The organism is Listeria sp. SHR_NRA_18 (genome assembly GCF_003856515.1).
In the GTDB taxonomy this organism is placed as follows: domain Bacteria; phylum Bacillota; class Bacilli; order Lactobacillales; family Listeriaceae; genus Listeria_A; species Listeria_A newyorkensis.
This window is the reverse complement of the sequence record NZ_QPKR01000001.1, coordinates 392,282-411,592: the sequence shown is the minus strand read 5'-3', so window position 1 is coordinate 411,592 and position 19,311 is coordinate 392,282. Positions and strand designations below refer to the sequence as shown.

General features: G+C 41.5%; 22 protein-coding genes and 1 pseudogene. 17 read left to right on the top strand and 6 right to left on the bottom strand.

What is annotated here, in order from left to right; translation table 11 throughout:
* Positions 1 to 20 precede the first annotated feature (20 nt).
* From nusA to pnp, 11 genes and pseudogenes are all read left to right on the top strand, one after another.
* The gene (gene nusA, locus DUK53_RS02110) at positions 21 to 1,142 is read left to right on the top strand and encodes a transcription termination factor NusA (RefSeq protein ID WP_036093927.1); all 1,122 of its coding nucleotides are present in this window, start codon (positions 21 to 23) and stop codon (positions 1,140 to 1,142) included.
* Between the two features lie 17 nt (positions 1,143 to 1,159).
* Positions 1,160 to 1,447, top strand: coding sequence for an RNase P modulator RnpM (gene rnpM, locus DUK53_RS02105; RefSeq protein ID WP_036078772.1), 288 nt, complete (start codon positions 1,160 to 1,162; stop codon positions 1,445 to 1,447).
* Positions 1,437 to 1,739 carry a YlxQ family RNA-binding protein gene (locus DUK53_RS02100; RefSeq protein WP_036078666.1) on the top strand — a complete coding sequence of 101 codons (303 nt, stop codon included), beginning with the start codon at positions 1,437 to 1,439 and terminating at the stop codon, positions 1,737 to 1,739. The genes rnpM and DUK53_RS02100 overlap by 11 nt, the downstream gene beginning before the upstream one ends.
* A gap of 22 nt (positions 1,740 to 1,761) precedes the next feature.
* Positions 1,762 to 4,065 carry a translation initiation factor IF-2 gene (infB, locus tag DUK53_RS02095; RefSeq protein WP_124892544.1) on the top strand — a complete coding sequence of 768 codons (2,304 nt, stop codon included), beginning with the start codon at positions 1,762 to 1,764 and terminating at the stop codon, positions 4,063 to 4,065.
* Positions 4,062 to 4,340: pseudogene (locus DUK53_RS02090) on the top strand (DUF503 domain-containing protein). Before infB ends, DUK53_RS02090 begins: the two are co-directional and overlap by 4 nt.
* 14 nt (positions 4,341 to 4,354) lie before the next feature.
* On the top strand, positions 4,355 to 4,699 hold the full coding sequence (gene rbfA / locus DUK53_RS02085; protein ID WP_036093930.1) for a 30S ribosome-binding factor RbfA: 345 nt from the start codon (positions 4,355 to 4,357) through the stop codon (positions 4,697 to 4,699).
* A 76-nt stretch (positions 4,700 to 4,775) separates the two neighbouring features.
* Entirely contained in the window at positions 4,776 to 5,702 is a 927-nt protein-coding gene (gene truB / locus DUK53_RS02080) for a tRNA pseudouridine(55) synthase TruB (RefSeq protein ID WP_036093932.1), read from the top strand.
* A gap of 128 nt (positions 5,703 to 5,830) precedes the next feature.
* Positions 5,831 to 6,757, top strand: coding sequence for a bifunctional riboflavin kinase/FAD synthetase (locus DUK53_RS02075; RefSeq protein WP_036093934.1), 927 nt, complete (start codon positions 5,831 to 5,833; stop codon positions 6,755 to 6,757).
* A 142-nt stretch (positions 6,758 to 6,899) separates the two neighbouring features.
* Positions 6,900 to 7,169: a 30S ribosomal protein S15 gene (gene rpsO / locus DUK53_RS02070; protein ID WP_036062005.1), complete on the top strand. Its 270-nt coding sequence runs from the start codon at positions 6,900 to 6,902 to the stop codon at positions 7,167 to 7,169.
* Between the two features lie 97 nt (positions 7,170 to 7,266).
* The gene (locus tag DUK53_RS17905) at positions 7,267 to 7,389 is read left to right on the top strand and encodes a hypothetical protein (RefSeq protein WP_255309562.1); all 123 of its coding nucleotides are present in this window, start codon (positions 7,267 to 7,269) and stop codon (positions 7,387 to 7,389) included.
* A 122-nt stretch (positions 7,390 to 7,511) separates the two neighbouring features.
* Positions 7,512 to 9,683, top strand: coding sequence for a polyribonucleotide nucleotidyltransferase (gene pnp, locus DUK53_RS02065; RefSeq protein WP_036093935.1), 2,172 nt, complete (start codon positions 7,512 to 7,514; stop codon positions 9,681 to 9,683).
* Between the two features lie 85 nt (positions 9,684 to 9,768).
* Here the strand turns inward: pnp and rsgA are convergent, their stop codons facing one another.
* The 3 genes from rsgA to DUK53_RS02050 all read right to left on the bottom strand — a co-directional run bounded on the left by rsgA (position 9,769) and on the right by DUK53_RS02050 (position 11,898).
* The gene (rsgA, locus tag DUK53_RS02060; protein WP_036131094.1) at positions 9,769 to 10,830 is read right to left on the bottom strand and encodes a ribosome small subunit-dependent GTPase A; all 1,062 of its coding nucleotides are present in this window, start codon (positions 10,828 to 10,830) and stop codon (positions 9,769 to 9,771) included.
* 199 nt (positions 10,831 to 11,029) lie between these two features.
* The gene (locus tag DUK53_RS02055; RefSeq protein WP_036131097.1) at positions 11,030 to 11,512 is read right to left on the bottom strand and encodes an MltG/YceG/YrrL family protein; all 483 of its coding nucleotides are present in this window, start codon (positions 11,510 to 11,512) and stop codon (positions 11,030 to 11,032) included.
* Between the two features lie 32 nt (positions 11,513 to 11,544).
* Complete coding sequence (locus DUK53_RS02050) at positions 11,545 to 11,898, bottom strand: hypothetical protein (RefSeq protein WP_036093940.1); 354 nt, start codon at positions 11,896 to 11,898, stop codon at positions 11,545 to 11,547.
* Between the two features lie 198 nt (positions 11,899 to 12,096).
* On the opposite strand from DUK53_RS02050, the gene rpmG reads away from it, so the two are divergent.
* The 6 genes from rpmG (at position 12,097) to DUK53_RS02020 (ending at position 16,965) form a co-directional block, all read left to right on the top strand.
* Complete coding sequence (rpmG, locus tag DUK53_RS02045) at positions 12,097 to 12,246, top strand: 50S ribosomal protein L33 (RefSeq protein ID WP_003719608.1); 150 nt, start codon at positions 12,097 to 12,099, stop codon at positions 12,244 to 12,246.
* Between the two features lie 64 nt (positions 12,247 to 12,310).
* Positions 12,311 to 12,865, top strand: coding sequence for a 5-formyltetrahydrofolate cyclo-ligase (locus tag DUK53_RS02040; RefSeq protein ID WP_036131101.1), 555 nt, complete (start codon positions 12,311 to 12,313; stop codon positions 12,863 to 12,865).
* A gap of 94 nt (positions 12,866 to 12,959) precedes the next feature.
* The gene (locus tag DUK53_RS02035) at positions 12,960 to 14,507 is read left to right on the top strand and encodes a rhomboid family intramembrane serine protease (protein WP_036131104.1); all 1,548 of its coding nucleotides are present in this window, start codon (positions 12,960 to 12,962) and stop codon (positions 14,505 to 14,507) included.
* An 11-nt stretch (positions 14,508 to 14,518) separates the two neighbouring features.
* Complete coding sequence (locus DUK53_RS02030) at positions 14,519 to 14,731, top strand: YqgQ family protein (protein WP_036093944.1); 213 nt, start codon at positions 14,519 to 14,521, stop codon at positions 14,729 to 14,731.
* A gap of 13 nt (positions 14,732 to 14,744) precedes the next feature.
* The gene (locus DUK53_RS02025) at positions 14,745 to 15,716 is read left to right on the top strand and encodes an ROK family glucokinase (protein ID WP_036093946.1); all 972 of its coding nucleotides are present in this window, start codon (positions 14,745 to 14,747) and stop codon (positions 15,714 to 15,716) included.
* Between the two features lie 145 nt (positions 15,717 to 15,861).
* Positions 15,862 to 16,965 carry a YqgU-like beta propeller domain-containing protein gene (locus tag DUK53_RS02020; protein WP_036093948.1) on the top strand — a complete coding sequence of 368 codons (1,104 nt, stop codon included), beginning with the start codon at positions 15,862 to 15,864 and terminating at the stop codon, positions 16,963 to 16,965.
* Between the two features lie 64 nt (positions 16,966 to 17,029).
* On the opposite strand, the gene DUK53_RS02015 is transcribed toward DUK53_RS02020, so the two are convergent.
* The 3 genes from DUK53_RS02015 to DUK53_RS02005 are packed head-to-tail and all read right to left on the bottom strand — an operon-like array spanning position 17,030 to position 19,298.
* Positions 17,030 to 17,851: an ABC transporter permease gene (locus DUK53_RS02015; protein ID WP_052164861.1), complete on the bottom strand. Its 822-nt coding sequence runs from the start codon at positions 17,849 to 17,851 to the stop codon at positions 17,030 to 17,032.
* Entirely contained in the window at positions 17,848 to 18,786 is a 939-nt protein-coding gene (locus DUK53_RS02010) for an ABC transporter ATP-binding protein (protein WP_036093950.1), read from the bottom strand. Before DUK53_RS02010 ends, DUK53_RS02015 begins: the two co-directional genes overlap by 4 nt.
* Positions 18,783 to 19,298: a shikimate kinase gene (locus tag DUK53_RS02005; protein ID WP_077917917.1), complete on the bottom strand. Its 516-nt coding sequence runs from the start codon at positions 19,296 to 19,298 to the stop codon at positions 18,783 to 18,785. The genes DUK53_RS02010 and DUK53_RS02005 overlap by 4 nt, the downstream gene beginning before the upstream one ends.
* Positions 19,299 to 19,311: the final 13 nt, after the last annotated feature.

Sequence of the window (19,311 nt, the reverse complement as noted above, 5' to 3'; positions counted from 1 at the left end):
TTAAAGGAGCTGAAAAAAGAATGAGCTCAGAACTATTAGATGCTCTTCATGTGTTAGAACATGATAAAGGAATTTCACGTGATGTGATTATTGAAGCGATTGAGGCGGCACTCGTGTCTGCTTACAAGCGAAATTTCAACCAAGCACAAAATGTACGAGTAGATTTAAACTTAGATAAGGGCACGATGCACGTGTTAGCGCGCAAAGATGTGGTAGATCAAGTATTTGACTCCCGTTTAGAAATCTCTGTGGAAGAGGCACACAAAATCAATCCAGCATTCAAAGTTGGCGATGTTGTGGAACTTGAAGTGACGCCAAAAGATTTCGGCCGAATCGCAGCACAAACAGCGAAACAAGTCGTGACGCAACGTGTTCGTGAAGCAGAACGAGGCATCATTTACGACGAATTTATCGATCGCGAAGATGATATCATGACAGGTATCGTAGAACGCCAAGATTCTCGTTTTATCTATGTAAACCTAGGTAAAATCGAAGCGATTCTATCTCAAAATGAGCAAATGCCAAATGAGACATACCGCGCCCATGATCGTATCAAAGTGTACTTGACGAAAGTCGAAAAAACGACCAAAGGACCGCAAATTTATGTTTCTCGTACGCATCCAGGTCTTTTAAAACGACTTTTTGAAATGGAAGTTCCAGAAATCTATGAAGGCATTGTAGAAATTAAATCTGTTGCTCGTGAAGCCGGAGATCGTTCTAAAATCTCTGTGTACACAGAAAATCCAGAAGTCGACCCGGTTGGTTCTTGTGTAGGTCCAAAAGGTGCCCGCGTACAAGCCATCGTGAACGAACTAAAAGGCGAAAAAATCGATATCGTGGAATGGTCAGCTGATCCGTTTACATTCGTTGCAAACGCGCTAAGCCCGTCCAAAGTGCTCGATGTTATCGTCAATGAAGCCGAACAAGCAACGACGGTCATCGTACCAGATTATCAACTTTCCTTAGCCATTGGTAAACGTGGTCAAAATGCACGTCTTGCCGCTAAATTAACTGGCTGGAAAATTGATATTAAGAGCGAAACAGTGGCGACAGAAGCTGGTATTTATCCACGTCCTGATGGCCCAGTCATCGAACGCGCCGATATCGACATGGCGGATGAAATCGCTGAAGACGAAGAATAAAGGAGTGACCAATGCGGATGCGTAACAAGAAAATTCCCTTAAGAAAATGTATTGTAACCGGCGAGCGCAAACCAAAAGGCGAACTTTTACGTATTGCCTATTCTAAAGACGGTGTACTAACGATAGATCCTAGCGGAAAAGCGCCAGGTCGTGGTTTTTACATTGTCATAGACAGCAAGGTCGCTGAAAAAGCTAAAAAGAAAAACAGTATTTTTCATCAGATGAAGATGCCAGAACAAGACGGTTTTTACGATCAACTTATTGATTACGTAAAGACAATCGAAGGAGCAAATCATGGATCATAACAAAGCCTATTCCTTACTCGGAATCGCTTATAGCGCTCGCAAACTCGTGACTGGCGAAGAACTAGTTTTAAAAGAAGTGAGACGTCAAAAAGCACGACTAGTCATCATTTCAGAGGATATATCAGAAAAAACCGAGAAAACAATCCGTAACAAATGCCAGTATTACGATGTCCCGCTTGTGAAAGCCGGCACCCGTGAACAGCTAGGCGGTGCGATCGGCAAAGATGCAAGAGCCATTATCGCGGTAATGGATAAAGGATTTGCGGCAAAACTAACGGAATTACTCGGGTGAAATCTTAACGGAGGTGTGTCACATGAGTAAAGTTCGTGTATATGAATACGCAAAAGAACACCAATTACCTAGTAAAAAAGTCATCGAGACATTACAAGAGTTAGGCGTAGAAGTCGCCAACCACATGTCTACCATTAACGACAATGCATTACGACAACTCGACAAAACATTGCTTGGACCGAAAAAAGAATCTGCCGCGCCAAGCAGCCAACCTAAAGCATCAAACGAAGCAGGTCAAAGTAAGGGGTCTAATAAACCAAATATGAATGATAAATCGAATCAATCCAAACCAACTAATAATACAAATAAACCAGCCTCACAAGGCGCAGCAAAACCAGCAGCAAGTGGAAATAAACCAGCTGGTGGAGCAACACAAGGCGGTCAAAATCGCCCAAACAATAGCGGTGGTCAAAACCGTCCTGGCGGCAACGCACAAGGCGGCGGAAACCGTAACCAAGGTGGCAATCGCAACAACCAAAACCGCGGTCGCAAAAACAACACCAAATACAAAGGCAAACGTAATCACAGTACCGTACCACCAACACCACCGAAGCCAAAAGAGCTTCCAGAAAAAATCGTTTTCTCAGAATCACTGACAGTTGGCGAATTAGCGCGTAAATTATACCGCGAACCATCTGAAATCATCAAAAAACTATTCCTACTCGGCGTCGTAGCAACGATTAACCAAGGCTTAGAAAAAGATGCCATTGAACTTGTCTGTGGCGAGTACGGCGTAGAAGTAGAAGAAGAAATCAAAATCGATATCACAGATTTAGATGTTTATTTTGAAGAAGCAACCGAAGAAGATAAAGGCAAAGAAGTGGAGCGTCCAGCTGTTGTAACGATCATGGGTCACGTCGATCATGGTAAAACAACGCTACTTGATTCCCTGCGTAACACGAAGGTAACACTTGGTGAAGCCGGCGGAATCACGCAACATATCGGTGCCTACCAACTAGAAGTCCACAACAAAAAAATCACATTCTTAGATACACCTGGTCACGCAGCCTTTACAACCATGCGTGCACGTGGTGCCAAAATTACTGATATCACCATTCTTGTTGTAGCAGCAGACGATGGCGTTATGCCGCAAACAATTGAGGCGATCAACCATGCGAAAGCAGCGGAAGTTCCAATCATTGTTGCTGTAAACAAAATCGATAAACCACAAGCCAATGCAGATCGCGTGATGCAAGAACTAACCGAGTATGAATTAGTTCCTGAAGCATGGGGCGGTGACACCATTTTCGTGCCAATCTCAGCGAAATTTGGCGAAGGATTAGATACGTTGCTTGAAATGATTCTCCTTGTTTCCGAAGTAGAAGAATTAAAAGCAAATCCAGATCGTCTAGCTATCGGTAGTGTTATCGAGGCCGAACTTGATAAAGGTCGCGGTTCCGTTGCGACACTTCTAGTTCAAAACGGTACACTAAATGTCGGCGATCCAATCGTTGTTGGTAATACGTTTGGACGTGTTCGTGCGATGGTCAATGATATCGGACGCCGCGTGAAGAAAGTAGGACCAAGTACACCGGTTGAAATCACAGGACTTAGCGATGTACCACAAGCCGGCGACCGTTTCGTAGTTTTTGAAGATGAAAAAACAGCCCGCGCTGTTGGGGAAGCTCGTTCAAGCCGTGCCGTTGTAGCACAGCGTTCTGCTACAAACCGTGTGAGTCTAGAAAACCTATTCGAACACATGAAGGCTGGCGAAATGAAAGAAGTTAACGTTATCATCAAAGCCGACGTACAAGGATCAGTGGAAGCATTGGCTGCATCCCTACGTAAAATTGAAGTAGAAGGCGTTAACGTCAAAATTATTCACACGTCCGTTGGTGCCATCAACGAATCTGATATCACATTGGCTTCTGCATCAAACGCCATTGTCATCGGATTTAACGTTCGCCCAACAACACAAGCACGTGAAGGCGCTGAGAATGAAGGCGTTGATATCCGCTTGCATCGCGTTATCTATAAAGCTATCGACGAAATCGAAGCTGCGATGAAAGGGATGCTTGATCCAGAATTCCAAGAAAAAATTATCGGGCAAGCCCAAGTACGTCAAACAATCAGCGTATCCAAAGTTGGAACAATCGCGGGTTGTTACGTTACAGACGGCAAAATCACACGCGACAGTGGCGTTCGTGTTATCCGTGACGGCATCGTTGTTTTCGAAGGCGAAATCGGCACGCTGAAACGCTTTAAAGACGACGCGAAAGAAGTAGCAAAAGGCTTCGAGTGTGGTATTACCATCGATAAATTTAACGATATTAAAGAAGACGACGTGATCGAAGCTTACATCATGGAGGAAATCGAACGTAAATGATCCGTTACGTCGAGTCCGAGTGGTTTTTGCAGACCCCACAGACACTAAAAGAAAAACGAGCCATCATAAAGCGCGTCCTAACACGTGCCGGCCAAAAATTTAATATCTCCATTGCTGGAATTGGATTCCAAGACAAATGGCAGTGAGCCTTAATCGGATTCGCTGTCGTCTCCGAATCCCACGAACAAGCCGAAAAAGTAGCAGATACCGTTCTCGCATTTCTCGATTCATTTCCAGAGTGGGAACGCGGCAAAACAACAATGGAAAGTTTGTAAAATGAGGTGAAAATATGAATCTTAGAGCTAATCGTGTAGCAGAGCAAATGAAAAAAGAGCTTGGCGACATCCTTAACCGCAAATTAAGAGATCCTCGCATTGGTTTCATAACCGTTACTGGTGTTGACGTGACGGGTGATTTGCAACAAGCAACCGTGTTTGTTTCCGTTCTAGGCGAAGAAAAAGGGCAACAAGACGCCCTGGCTGCCTTAGAAAAAGCGCATGGTTTTATTCGCTCCGAAATCGGTAGTCGCATTCGCTTGCGCAAAGTACCAGAACTATTTTTCGAAATAGATCATTCTGTGGCTTACGGCAATCATATCGACGACCTATTACGCGGTCTAAACGATAACGAATAAGAAACAAGGAGGGGATAGGTGCCGGTTTTCGCGGACGTCTATCCTTCTTTGTGTAGGAAAAGGAGTGATTTACGAGATGGACGGAATTATCCCCTTGTGGAAAGAAAAAGGCATGACGAGTCATGACTGCGTATTCAAACTGCGCAAAATTCTCCAAACAAAAAAAGTCGGACATACAGGGACGCTCGATCCCGATGTCGAAGGTGTTTTGCCGATCTGTATTGGTCGCGCAACAAAACTCGCCGAATACATTACGGATGAAGGCAAAACGTACGAAGCAACGGTTACGCTTGGCAGTGCCACAACGACCGAAGACGCGAGTGGAGAAGTAGTCGCTGAAAAAGAAATCACCGAAACTATTTTACCGATTGATGTCGAAAAAGCTGCAAAATCTTTCGTTGGGGAAATCGTGCAAATTCCGCCGATGTACTCCGCGGTGAAGGTTAATGGCCGCAAGTTGTATGAATATGCAAGAGAAGGCATAGAGGTAGAACGCCCGAAACGCACGGTGAATATTTATGCAATCGAACTCTTGAAGCCTTACGTACCAATAAGTCCGGACAACAATACCTTCCACATACGGATTAAATGTGGCAAAGGAACGTATATCCGTACACTTGCCGTCATGATCGGTGAAAAACTAGGATATCCCGCGCATATGTCCGAGTTAAAACGCACGCAAAGCGGTATTTTCACAGAAGAACAATGCTTCACATTATCTGAAATTGAAGCGCTGCGAGCAAAAGAAGAAGAGGCCAGCTTCCTGTATCCGTTAGAAGACGGCTTATCTGACATGCCACAACAAGACATTTCGGAGCTGATTCACGAGAAAGTGCTAAACGGCGTTGTGCTACCAGAACAGTTCATCAAAGAACGCAGCCAAGGACGCGTAGCCTTGCTCTATAAAAATAAATTAACAGCCATCTATGTACAACATCCAGAACGTCGCGATTTTTGGAAACCAGAAAAAGTGATCGAACTACGCGAAGGTAAATTAAACTAAAAACGGCGAACGAAAAGAAGCTACCCATTGTCGAACAAGGTAACTTCTCGTAACTCCGTATTGATTGCGCATTATATTTTACCCTTGAAGTAGTGGGGCAAAACATACTGCAAAGAGAAGGGGATTTCATGGAAACGTATTTTTTGCATCATCCACCAGAAAATATCGATCGCGACCCGAAAGTGATAGCGCTTGGTTTTTTCGATGGATTGCACCGAGGGCATCAAGAAGTCATCAACACAGCTAAAAAAGAAGCTGAAAAACGTGGCATAAAAACAGCAGTCTTAACTTTCGATCCACATCCATCCGTTGTGCTTAGCCAAATGCGAAAACAAGTCAAATATCTGACACCGCTAGAAGAGAAGAAGCGCAAAATGGCCGAGCTCGGTGTTGATATATTATACATCGTTCGCTTTACCACAGCGTTTTCGAATCTGAGCCCAGAAGATTTCGTCGCGAATTATCTGATTGGCCTAAACGCAAAGCATGTTGTTGCCGGCTTCGATTATTCTTACGGACGTCAAGGTGCTGGGAAAATGACGGATCTTGCCAACTATGCAGATGGGCAATTTGATGTAACAATTGTTCAGAAGCTAGAAGATTTGCATGACAAAGTGAGCTCGACCAACATTCGAAAATATATTTCGGAAGGCCAACTAGACGAGGCAAACCAATTGCTCGGCTATCCTTACACACTGACAGGAACCGTTATCCACGGTGACAAACGCGGCCGCACAATCGGTTTTCCAACGGCGAATATTGCTGTCGATGACGGTTTCCTCATTCCTAAACTAGGCGTCTATGCCGTCAAATTTAAAGTGAATGGAGAAACACATTTAGGCATGGCGAGCATTGGCTATAACATTACCTTCAAAGACGACCAAGCGATGTCAATCGAAGTCTATATTTTAGATTTCCACCAAGAAATATATGGAGAGGAAATTGAAATCGAATGGTTCCATTATTTCCGACCAGAGTTGAAATTTAATGGTGTAGAAGGTTTGATTGAACAATTGAAGCAAGACGAAGCAGATACGAGAGCATATTTCGCATAAAAAGTTAGGCTATCTCTTGCTTTTTGACCGAAAATAGTGTATCTTTAACTCTGTACGAAATAGAACCCTTACTTGGCTTTTTGCGAGTCACCAACGCTTGGCTCAGTATGCGGGGATTAGAAAAGAAGGAGGTGTGTAAGAAATGGCATTGACACAAGAGCGTAAAAATGAAATTATCGCTGAATATCGTGTACATGATACGGACACTGGTTCACCAGAAGTTCAAATCGCTGTTCTTACTGCAGAAATCAACAGTTTGAATGAACACGTTCGCGAGCACAAGAAAGATCACCATTCTTATCGTGGTTTGATGAAAATGGTCGGTCATCGTCGTAACCTTTTAACTTACCTACGTAAGAAAGATGTTGCACGTTACCGCGAACTTATCGGACGTTTAGGTTTACGTCGATAAACACAAGGAAAACGGGATATTTTTGTCCCGTTTTTTTTTGAAAAAAATAAACAAGAAGTGTCCTGCTACCTAAGAAAGTAGAAAGAAGCTTTATCGCATGAATCCAAAAACGTGCCATTTACATAAAAACATGATTTCCCTAAAAGTCACTGTCTTCACAGACGCGGAGCATCGGCGCGCAGACTTCAACGACGCAGATGTGTGCTTCTCGGCTCGATGAGAGAGATGGTTGGTTTTTGGATTCATGCGTGTCGGAATATCAATTCAGGCGTGCGTGAAGAGTTATGCATGGTAAAGTTTCTATTTGGTAGTGGACGCTCCTAACTAAAAGGAGATCGAAATATGACTGAAAAACAAGTATTTAAATCCACATGGGCAGGCAAAGAACTAGCAATCGAAGTTGGTCAAATGGCAAAACAAGCAAACGGTGCAGCGCTTATTCGCTACGGCGATACCGTTGTTTTAACAGCAGCTGTTGGTTCGCGTAAACCAAGACCGGGTGACTTTTTCCCGTTGACTGTAAATTATGAAGAAAAAATGTACGCTGTTGGTAAAGTTCCAGGCGGCTTCTTAAAACGCGAAGGTCGTCCAAGTGATCGCGCAACATTAACGGCACGTCTGATTGACCGTCCAATCCGTCCGCTTTTTGCAGAAGGGTATCGTAACGATGTTCAAATCACATCTACAGTGCTTAGCGTGGATCAAGACTGCTCACCAGAAATGGCTGCAATGCTTGGTTCATCGATTTCACTTTGCATCTCGGATATTCCTTTTGAAGGGCCGATTGCGGGTGTAGATGTTGGTCGTGTGAACGGGGAATACATCATTAATCCAACCATCGAGCAACAAGAATTAAGCGATATTAGCTTGACGGTTGCTGGGACAAAAGAAGCCATCAACATGGTAGAAGCAGGAGCGAAAGAAGTGCCTGAAGAAGCGATGTTAGAAGCTATCATGTTCGGTCACGAAGAAATCAAACGCTTAATCGCGTTCCAAGAAGAAATCGTTGCCGCAGTTGGTAAAGCGAAAATGGAAATCGAATTATTCGTGCCAAACGCAGAGCTTGTTGCAGAAGTAACGGCTCGCGCAGAAGCAGATATGAAAATCGCGATTAAAACCGAAGAAAAATTAGCGCGCGAAGAAAACATTAACGTGTTAAAAGAGGCGGTTGTCGCAGAATATGAAGCAAAAGAATTAGAAGACGCAGCAGAAGTTTTGCCAGAAGTAAAACATATTTTAGAAATGCTTGAAAAAAATGAAATGCGTCGCTTGATTTCACAAGATAAAATCCGTCCAGATGGTCGTAAGGTAGACGAAATTCGTCCGCTATCATCTGAGGTTGGTATTTTGCCACGCGTCCATGGTTCAGGACTATTCACACGTGGACAAACGCAAGCACTTAGCGTATGTACATTAGCGCCACTTCGCGAGCACCAAATCATTGATGGGCTTGGTCTAGAAGATTCCAAACGCTTCATGCATCATTACAACTTCCCGCAGTTCAGTGTTGGAGAAACAGGACCTCGTCGTGCACCAGGTCGTCGTGAAATCGGTCACGGAGCACTTGGTGAACGCGCGTTACAACAAGTTATTCCAAGTGAAGAGGATTTCCCATACACGATTCGCCTTGTATCTGAGGTTTTAGAGTCAAACGGTTCAAGTTCACAAGCAAGTATTTGTGGATCGACGCTTGCAATGATGGATGCAGGTGTGCCAATTAAAGCGCCGGTTGCTGGAATCGCGATGGGACTTGTCAAACTTGGCGATGACTACACAATTCTTTCTGATATTCAAGGTATGGAAGATCATTTCGGCGACATGGATTTCAAAGTAGCTGGAACACGTGACGGTATTACTGCCTTGCAAATGGATATCAAAATCGATGGTCTTAGCCGCCAAATTTTAGAAGAAGCCTTGACACAAGCGAAAGCAGGCCGTCTGCACATTCTAGAACACCTAGAAGCGACCATCAACACACCTCGCGAAACCTTGTCAGAATATGCACCTAAGATCGTTACAATCAATATCAAACCTGATAAAATCAAGGACGTTATCGGACCCGGCGGTAAACAAATTAACCAAATCATCGACGAAACGAATGTTAAAATTGATATCGAACAAGACGGTACAGTTTTCATCGCGTCTCAAGATGATGCCATGATCGAAAAAGCGAAAGCAATGATTGAAGAAATCGTCCGCGAAGTACAAGTTGGCGAAATCTATGATGGTAAAGTTCGTCGTATCGAGAAATTCGGAGCTTTTGTTGAATTATTCAAAGGCAAAGATGGCTTGATTCATATTTCTGAACTAGCGCACGAACGCGTTGGTAAAGTGGAAGACATCCTGAAAATGGGTGATATCGTGAAAGTCAAAGTAACAGAAATAGACGATCACGGTCGTGTAAACGTATCTCGTAAAGCTTTGATTGAGAAAAAAGAAGGCGATACAGAACAACCGAACCGCGCACCACGTAAAGAAGGCTACAAAAAACCTTACACCAACGATAAAAAATAAGTAATCGAAACACCTGCCATGCACGATTGGTAGGTGTTTTTTTGATGCGAAAAACCCTGCCGTTTCCAGCAGGATCCTTGTTATACTATTTTTTTCTCGCCTTTAAATTAGATTTATATTGCGTCTCCGAAGCTTTATGAACGGCTTTCCATTTCTGCTTTTCCGCACGTTGCAAAACAGGATCGTTTTTACGCTCGAAATAAGCCAGTTCTCGCTTTAATTTAATCCAATTGGCATAATGAACCTCCGAAAGACTACCGTCCGTTAAAGCGGCTTGTACGGCGCATCCTGGCTCGGTACCATGTTGGCAATTTCGGAATTTGCAATCATTGGCCAGCAACTCAATATCTTGGAACGTTTCACCAAGTCCATCACTCGCTTGCCCGATACCAAGTTCGCGCATCCCAGGCGTATCGATCACAAGCAATCCAGTCGGCAACAAGTGCAACTCACGATGCGTGGTCGTATGCTTGCCTTTCGAATCATCCTCCCGAATTCCGCTCGTTTTCATCAACGTTTTTTCAGATAGGGCATTGATAAAAGAAGATTTCCCAACACCAGACGAACCAAGCAACACAATTGTTTCACCAGGCTTCAAAAAGCGCTCAATCGTGTCAAAACCACTTTTTGATAAATTATCCACCGCAAAAATAGGTACGCCATACGCAACGAGTTCAATCTCCGTCACGATTTGCGCTGTATTTTCACTGAGATCCGCCTTGGTCAAAATCACAACAGGTTTCGCGCCACTATCCCAAGCAATCGTTAAATAACGCTCCAACCGATTGATGTTAAAATCATGATTCAACGAGCTCACAATAAAAACATAAACAAAATTCGCGGCCACTAATTGTTCGCCGCCAGCAGGGTCACTGCGTTTAAACACCGTCTTCCGGTCCAGCACGCCATGAATGAGGGACGTATCTTGCGGATGACTCTCAAGCGCCACAAAATCACCAACCGCAGGAAGCTCCGTATTCATCGCGCCCATAAAAGCAACATATTTCAACTTGGCCAAATGCTCGCCATCCTCAGATACAACTTTGAAAAAATCTTTAAAAACAGCCGTCACACGTGCGGGAATAAGCCCTTCCTGCAACGTTTGCGCCTCAAAAAAATCTGTAAATCCATAATTATTAATAGTCAATGTTTTCGCTCCTTTAAAATAGGGGAGCTTTAAATCGAATCAAACGCTCCCAAAATGTGATTGTTGTTAGTATTCGAAAACTTTACAATATCCATAATTCATCATCCTTTCATATTGGGAATTCCGCTCCATTATAACACAAGCAGGGCGCTTTAGCCAATAAAAAAAGGAAAGCGATGGTAGCTGCCTTCCTTTTTCATTAGTTTTTATGCGTAATGATTTTTGCGATTTGATCGGCAGTCATATTACTGTCTACAGCATAGCTACCGTCGCGTACATATTTCTCATAGTTGTTCGTGCGTAGGAACTTATCGAATTCAGCACCGGACTTGATGATGCCGGCATATTGTAATTCGTTACCAGCTTTAGAAGAAGGATCGCCTTTTTTGATAACAAGCGTGAATTTCTTGACTTGTTTTGCTTTTTCTTCCTCTGCTTTTTTCTTAGCCGCAACTGCTTTTTGAGCTTCTGCCGCTTGTGATTTCGCTAATTCTTGAGATGCAAGTAGATCCTCATATTTCTTTTTGTAATTTTCGCTGTCGTCAGCTTTCGTTGTCGTCGTTGTTTTTGGTTCCGCTGATTTCTCTGCTTGTGCGCTTGATGAGAAGAACGTATCAAAGACAAGCAAGAGCACTGCTGAAATCAAAAATCCTAGCGCTAGCATGCGAAGTGATTGTTTCATTGTATTATTTCCTCCCTTGTGATATCTCCAATTTAATGAGCAACATATTCAGCGATTATTTCATTTACTTGGTCTTCTGAAAGTTCCGATTGTGTAACAATTTCCTCTATAGTGACACCAGAAGTATACAAAGTAATAATTTGTTTTTTTCTTAAGTCACGGAGTTTTTTACTGGATGTGCGAACAGGAGTGACAGTGTCAGCATCGATTTTCAATGTATTTTCTAGAGTAGACACACGTTTTTTTAATTCGAAGTTCTCTTGCATTAATTGAGACGCGATTTCCTCCATCTCATTTTCTATCTGTTTGCTATTTCCTTTTTGCATAAATGAAAGCAAGAATAGGACGACAGAACAGGCAAGAAGAATTATGATTAGAACAGTCATTGTGTTAATAACACCTCTTTTCCCTAAACTCTACTTCTATTTATAGCATAAATTACGCCAAAAACATAGTCAAAAATGAATATTGTAAACAAAATAAAAAGAAAAGCTTAGGAATCCTTGCGTAAAGCCCTTAAAAATGATATTATAATACAGGTCTGATAAATAATTCAGTTTGATTAGAGTTTGGAGGGAAATAGAATGCGTGTTAATATCACTTTAGAATGCACTGAGTGCGGCGATCGCAATTATATCACTACTAAAAACAAACGTGAAAACCCGGAACGTATTGAACTAAAAAAATATTGTCCAAGATTGCGCCGTGTCACTTTGCACCGCGAAACTAAGTAAGCAGCAGGATTTCCACCTGTTGCTTTTTTTATGGAGAATATTCTGTACTCAAGGAGGAGAGGGAATGACAGCGAAAGCAACACTACGCGAACAAATACTGACCGATTTGCAAAAAATGGATAGAGCTACATACGAACAACGCTCACGAGCCATTGCAGAACAACTATTTCAAGAAGAAATATGGAAAAAAGCGACAACAATCGGTATCACAATCGCCCGATTCCCAGAAATAGCAACGCGCGCAATCATTGAACGAGCTTGGCAAGATGGAAAAACTGTAGCAATACCTGAGACAAATAATAAATCAAAAGCCATGAAGTTTCGAGTATACAAAGAAAGCGATGAACTTTGTAAAAAAGCATTGGGTCTTTATGAGCCATTAGAAAGCGCTGTCGTTGTGCAAAAAAACGACTTGGACCTACTAATCGTCCCTGGCGTTTTATTCCGCACAGACGGCTACCGAATTGGTTTTGGAGCTGGCTTTTACGATCGCTACTTAATGGACTATCAGGGCGCAACGATTTCACTCTGTTATCGCGAACAAATAACCGCTGATTTCATGCCAGAACCTCACGATTTACCCGTTCAAAAACTAGTGATTGAAAATAATCTGAAATAATAGCAAAAATTTGGCGGAGATTGATTTACAATGTTCCCTTTTTTGCGTATAGTAGTACTTATAAATAGGATTTTAAAAGAAAGCAGGGAATTTTTTGAGCCTCCAGGAACAGTATATTTTTTGGCGCTTAACTAGCTATTTTCTAATTGAAGAGGGATATCGACTCATTCATCTTCACGAAAAGAAACAAGAACTATGGTTAGATAATCCAGCCCAAAAGAAGCGACCAGTTATTCGAATTCAGATGAAGGAGCTCAGTTGGTCTAGTGTCGTCGAGCGGGATATTGAGCAAGTAATGCGTGTGTGCGAAGATTTACGCAAGCAGATGGGACGTTTGAAACTCCCACTAGTCAATATGTACATCACGCCCTTTAAGCCGGTTGGAGATACTTCAGAATGGTTCGATAAACCGCTACACTCAGAAAACGAGAAAATAAGTCTGAACAATATATTAATCGATGCAGAAAACGCAGAAGAGCAGCTAAAACAACTAGAAACGGAGCTCGGTATACCTGCCGAGACATTTCAAGTTCCGACAGGTATAGATGAAAGCACCGTCACTAGTGAACGAAGCGTCGTCATCAATTATATTACCGCAAAAGTAAGTGACGAACAGGTGCAAGCCCGTAAAGAAAAGCCTTATGTGACATATGTTTTGCTTGCCATCCAAATAGCAGTATTTTTAATCATGACATTCACAGGAGGGACGAGCAATAATACCTTTAACCTTGTCAGGTGGGGAGCTAAGTTCAATCCACTTATATTCGCAGGAGAATGGTGGCGCTTCATTACGCCGATGTTTATCCATATCGGATTACTCCATTTACTCATGAATTCCGTCGTCCTGTATATCATAGGACCAATGGCAGAAAAACTTTACGGCAAGTGGCGTTATGCGCTTATCTATGTGCTATCTGGCATCACAGGAGTTGTCGCCAGTTTCGCATTTAACATTAATGTGGCGGCAGGAGCTAGTACGGCTATTTTTGGTATCTTTGGAGCCTTGTTATACCTAGTAGTGTTAAAACCGCATATCTATGCAAGGTCATTAGGAATTAGTATTGCGGGTTTAGTTGTCGTAAATTTAGTGGTTGATTTATTTTCTCAAGGTATCGACCTAGCAGGACACATCGGCGGCTTAGTTGGCGGATTCTTGATTGCCGGAGCCTTATCCATGCCGCATCAATACTTCCACTGGCGCCGAATTTTATACGGAGCTTCGGCCGTTGTACTGACCGTGTTCTTCCTGTGGTTCGGTTTCGACAAAGGAAAGCACCCTTATGACCCACAAAACGCCAATGCTGTAGCAGGGGCATTTATACAAAATGAAGATTACAAAACAGCCCAAAAAATCTTGCACCAACTCCAAGTTTCAGGTAGTGCCGATGCGCTAACTTTTACAAATTTGGCCGTCATTGCAACGATTCAAGGAAATGAAGTAAAAGCGGCAGACTTTGCGCGAGAAGCGATTGCACAAGAATCGTTTAATCCTCACGCGCATTTCTTATTGGCTCGTAGCTATGAAGTTCAAGGGGATTTGGAGCAGGCGTTAAAAGAAGCAACAATCGCAGTTGAACAGCAAGATACAGAAACGTATGTCCAGTACAAGCAATATTTAGAGGGCAAAATCCAAACAAGATAAGAGGTATCGTTATGAAAACAGTCTATGATGTGGCTCAATTACTGAAAAAATACGGCATTATCGTTTATCTTGGTAAGCGACAATGGGATATCGAAATGATGGAATACGAGCTAACGGAACTGTTTAAACATAAATTGCTGGATCGTGAAGTCTATGCCCGCGCTAGATCTGTTCTTAAAGTCGAATTAGACAAAGAGAAAGCAAAAAATAAGGTAGTAGAGTAGGAGACATGTGAAAATGGAAAAGAAATTAATTGGCGTTGACCTTGGCGGTACAACTGCAAAAATTGCAATTTTAACAACTAATGGGAAAATTGAAGAAAAATGGTCTGTTGAAACAGATAGCTCTGATGAAGGCTCTCATATTGTTCGTAACATTGGCGACAGCATTAACCAAAAATTAACGGACCTACAGTTGGATAACAACACTTTTTATGGTATCGGAATGGGAACACCTGGAACGATTAACTACGAAACAGGCACGGTTAAAGGAGCCTACAACCTAAATTGGGCAAAAGAACAAAATGTAGCAACCGATCTCAAAAGTATTACTGGGCTAGATGTACACTTAGATAATGATGCTAACATTGCAGCAGTTGGTGAAAGATGGCAAGGAGCTGGTGAAGGCTCGGCGAATGTTTTCTTTGTGACCTTAGGAACTGGTGTTGGTGGAGGTATTTTTGCGGAAGGAAAGATTCTTCATGGAGTTAAGGGAGCGGCAGGTGAAATCGGTCATATTACGGTAGATACTAGCAAAGAGGCCTATGACTGCACATGTGGAAAGAAAGGTTGTCTAGAAACAATCGCTTCTGCCACAGGAATCGTGCGCGTAGCCAAAGATTTAGCTAAGTCTTTCGAACCGAATTCTAAGCTAAAAGATGCTATACAGCAAGGAACCGAAGAAATCACATCTAAGTTGATTTTTGACCTCGCAGCAGAGAAAGATGAACTAGCAAAAAAAGTAGTTGATCATATTTGTTTTTATCTTGGTCTAGCATGTAGTCATATCGGTAATATGCTCAATCCAGAAAAGATCATCATTGGTGGTGGAGTTTCGGCAGCTGGAGACGCTCTTTTGAAACCTATTCAAAACTATTTTGAAGGTATGGTCTTCCCGGCAGTCCGAGAATCAACATCTATCTCGATTGCGACGCTTGGAAATGATGCAGGAGTTTTGGGCGCAGCATGGTTAGCTCTACCGTCTGAATAATAGCTTATTTTAGCTAGATGTACTACTGGCAATAATATAACGCTGGTAGGCATCTAGCTTTTCTTTTTCGTAATTGGAAGTTTGTTTCACTTCCTTGATGTCAGGGTAAAATAGTAGTAGCATATTAGCAAATGGAGGGAAAGAGATGAGTAAAATTCGCATACGTTTTATAGTTACAATCCTTGGACTTTTATTTCTTTCCTACGGCTGCCAAAATGAGCAGGTACCTGTCAGCAAAGAAGAGAAAATAACAACGTCGAATAAAATTAAAACCTTAAACATTCAGCCTAAAGAGTTTCAACGCATTGTGGGCTGGATAGACGACGAGAATGTTCTACTGCAACTGAAAAAAGAGGGGAAAATAACCTTCGAAAGGCTCAATGTTTTTAGTGGGAAGCAACATCAGATATACGAAACAACACATGTGATTTCAGAAGTAGTCATTAGCCCAAATCGGGATTGTTTCCTTATTTATTCTGCAGAAAGTAAAGATAAGGCGAATTTGGATATTATTTCTATAGATGGATCTATAATGAGCACAAAAGAAGTAAAGCCACAAAGTATCGAATTTTCTTGGAATCAAGATGATCAAAATAAAATGTTCCTCACCACATTCGATACAGATTGGAATTACCAAGTGTTTCAATGGGATATCCCAACTGGTAATATAACCCGATTAAATACAGATTCACCATTTGTTTCTTGGTATAGTGATAATTTATTTGTCTTTAATCAAAAGCTATCACCACAGAAGGACAGAGGGGATCTCTATCTAGAAGATATACGGGATAAAACAGTTAAAAATCTTGTGGTTGCAGATGTATATAAATTCGCCGTATCTGCCAATACATTGCTAACAATTGAGCCAAGTAAAGAAGATAAAGCTATGGTATATAACTTCAGGACAGTTGGTTTTCAATCCTATTATCAATATGAAGCCCCAAGAGTATATGATGAATTGGGGACGTTCTTTCCATTCTACGATTTGAATGTGGAAAAGGAATCGTTTCTTACATTTGAGCCATATGAAAGCAAAAAGTTAAAAGATCATGGTGGCGAGTTTAAGCTGGTCAAGGTGAGTCCTAAGGAGAAAAAGGCAGAAACAATACTGGAACTAACCAATAACGAACCAATTGTTACATCACCAAACGGTAAGTACTGTTTATACGGTTATCTATTTGATCAAATAATTGATTTAGAAACAAAAGACACCTTGTACTTGATACAACATCGTGATAAAATGTATTAAAAATGCCAGAAAAGCACTATCGTAATGAGATAGCTATTTTTCTGGCATTTTTTATTTCATAGAATTAAACAGAGACATCTCTTTTTTGGAAAAATACAAAGGAGAGGGCCATAAAAATAATATAATAGACGCTTAGGACACCAATGGCCAGTCCTGGTGAAAGTCCCTTTACATCCATTCCAAGGCCGTTTGCATGCATGCTGACATAGTATAGAGGAGCCATAAAGATGTATTTGAACCATTGGAATTGTTCTACCAACATAAGCGTAATTCCGCCCGCAATACTATTGATAAACAGTAGAAACAGTCCGATTCCTACAGCTAAAGCCTGGCTTCTTAATAGTGATGAAACCATGAATGCGATGGAAGTTGAAAAAATAAGTTGAATAGAGAAGTACCCTAATTGGTAACCAATCGCATTTATGGCTGTTTGGCCTGCATTCGTAATATCTCCATTCTCTGAGTAGTTCGGATTAACTGCACTAATATCTTGAGTTAGACTACCAAATGAAGTTAAAATTCCACCAATAACATAGGACATTACAACCGTGAATAGTGTCAAAAGAACTGCGTACATAAGAACAACGATGTATTTGGAAAGAAGGATCTGCCAACGTTGATATGGACGAATTAGCAGTAACTTTATCGTTCCATAACTAAATTCAGATGACACAACTGCACTAGCTACGACGATAGAAAAGAGGGCTACCATAAACATGCTGATGCTGTTTACGGATAACATAAGCTGAACGTTATCAATATCTGGGACAAAAGATTTAAAACTCGCGGATAGAGCAAGAATGATAACTAAAATAATGAGAGGATATAGCCACGTACTGAACCTTAGTGATACTTTCTTTGTTTCATTTGCGATTAATGATATCATTCCATGCTACCCCCATTTGGTTTTGTAATTTCTAAGAACCGTTCCTCTAATGTTTTAGTATGTGCTTCTATCGCAAAAATAGAAACATCTTCTGCTACCAAATTCTTAACAAGTAATGGGATATTGGTGGGACTACTTTTTACAAAGAAATGAGATGTTCCATTATCAGCGAGTATGTAGTCAATATTCCAATTTGTGAGTAGTTTTTTAGACAATTCAAGCGGTTCAAGGTGCATGTGGAATGTCTGTAATTGTTCAGCTTCTGCCAGATTTTCTTGTTTCATATCTGCAATATGTGTCAATTCTCCGCGTTCTATGATTGCAAATCGATCACATAGCTGTTCCATCTCTGTTAGTAGATGCGAGGATACAAGAACACTGACACCATGGCTAGCTAAGGTTTTCATTTGTAAACGAAATTCTTTCATACCCTCTGGATCTAATCCATTTGTAGGTTCATCAAAAATTAATAATTTCGGTTCGTGTATTAGCGCCTGTGCAACACCCAATCGTTGTCTCATTCCAAGAGAGTATGTTTTAACTTTGTTGTTAATGGCTTTATCTAAATGTACAAGTTGGATAATTTCATTTAAACGCTCGTTGGAGATTTTGTTACGTGACATAGAAGCGAATGTTTTGAGATTCTGCAGTCCTGTCATGTATGGATAAAATTCTGGATTTTCCACGATAGCTCCGACTTGTTGAATAGCTTCTGTATAAGAGTCATCTATATTTTTTCCTAAGATCTTCACCTCGCCACTAGTCTTATTGATGAGTTTGACGATGCTTCGGATAATAGTCGTTTTTCCGGCGCCGTTAGGTCCTAGAAGTCCAAATATTTCACCTTCGTTCACTGAAAACGAGATATCTTTTATAATGGACTTAGCTCCAATGCGCTTGACTAAATGATTTATTTCTAAAACAGGTTGTGTCATAATAACTCCTTCCTTGTTTGAAAAGCTTGTTTTATTTGGGCCGCAATTTCTTCGGGGGTTAGCTCGTCCGTCTCTAATATCAGATGGGCCACACTTTCATAAAGCTTTGTTCGCGACTCACATAGAGCAATAATATCATCTCTACTTTTTTCTTGAATAAGCGGGCGTGTTGTGTCACCTTTTAATCGAGCAAGAAAAGTATCAGGTCTGGTCTTTAAGTAAACAACAAAATCAGCTGCTTCTAACTTCATTCGGTTATCACCAGATAGAATAATACCGCCTCCAGTTGAGATAATAGCATCTTGTAATAAAGCTCTTGTTAGCATTTGATGTTCTAATTTACGGAATGCCGGTTCGCCTAAATTTGCAAAAATTTCTGTAATTGATATCTGATGTTCGGATTGTATCTCTGTATCGATATCGACTAAAGGTAATGCTAGTTTTTCAGCCAGTATTTTCCCGACTGTCGATTTTCCAGCCCCCATAAATCCGGTTAAAACAATTTGATTCATGCAAGTCCTCCTT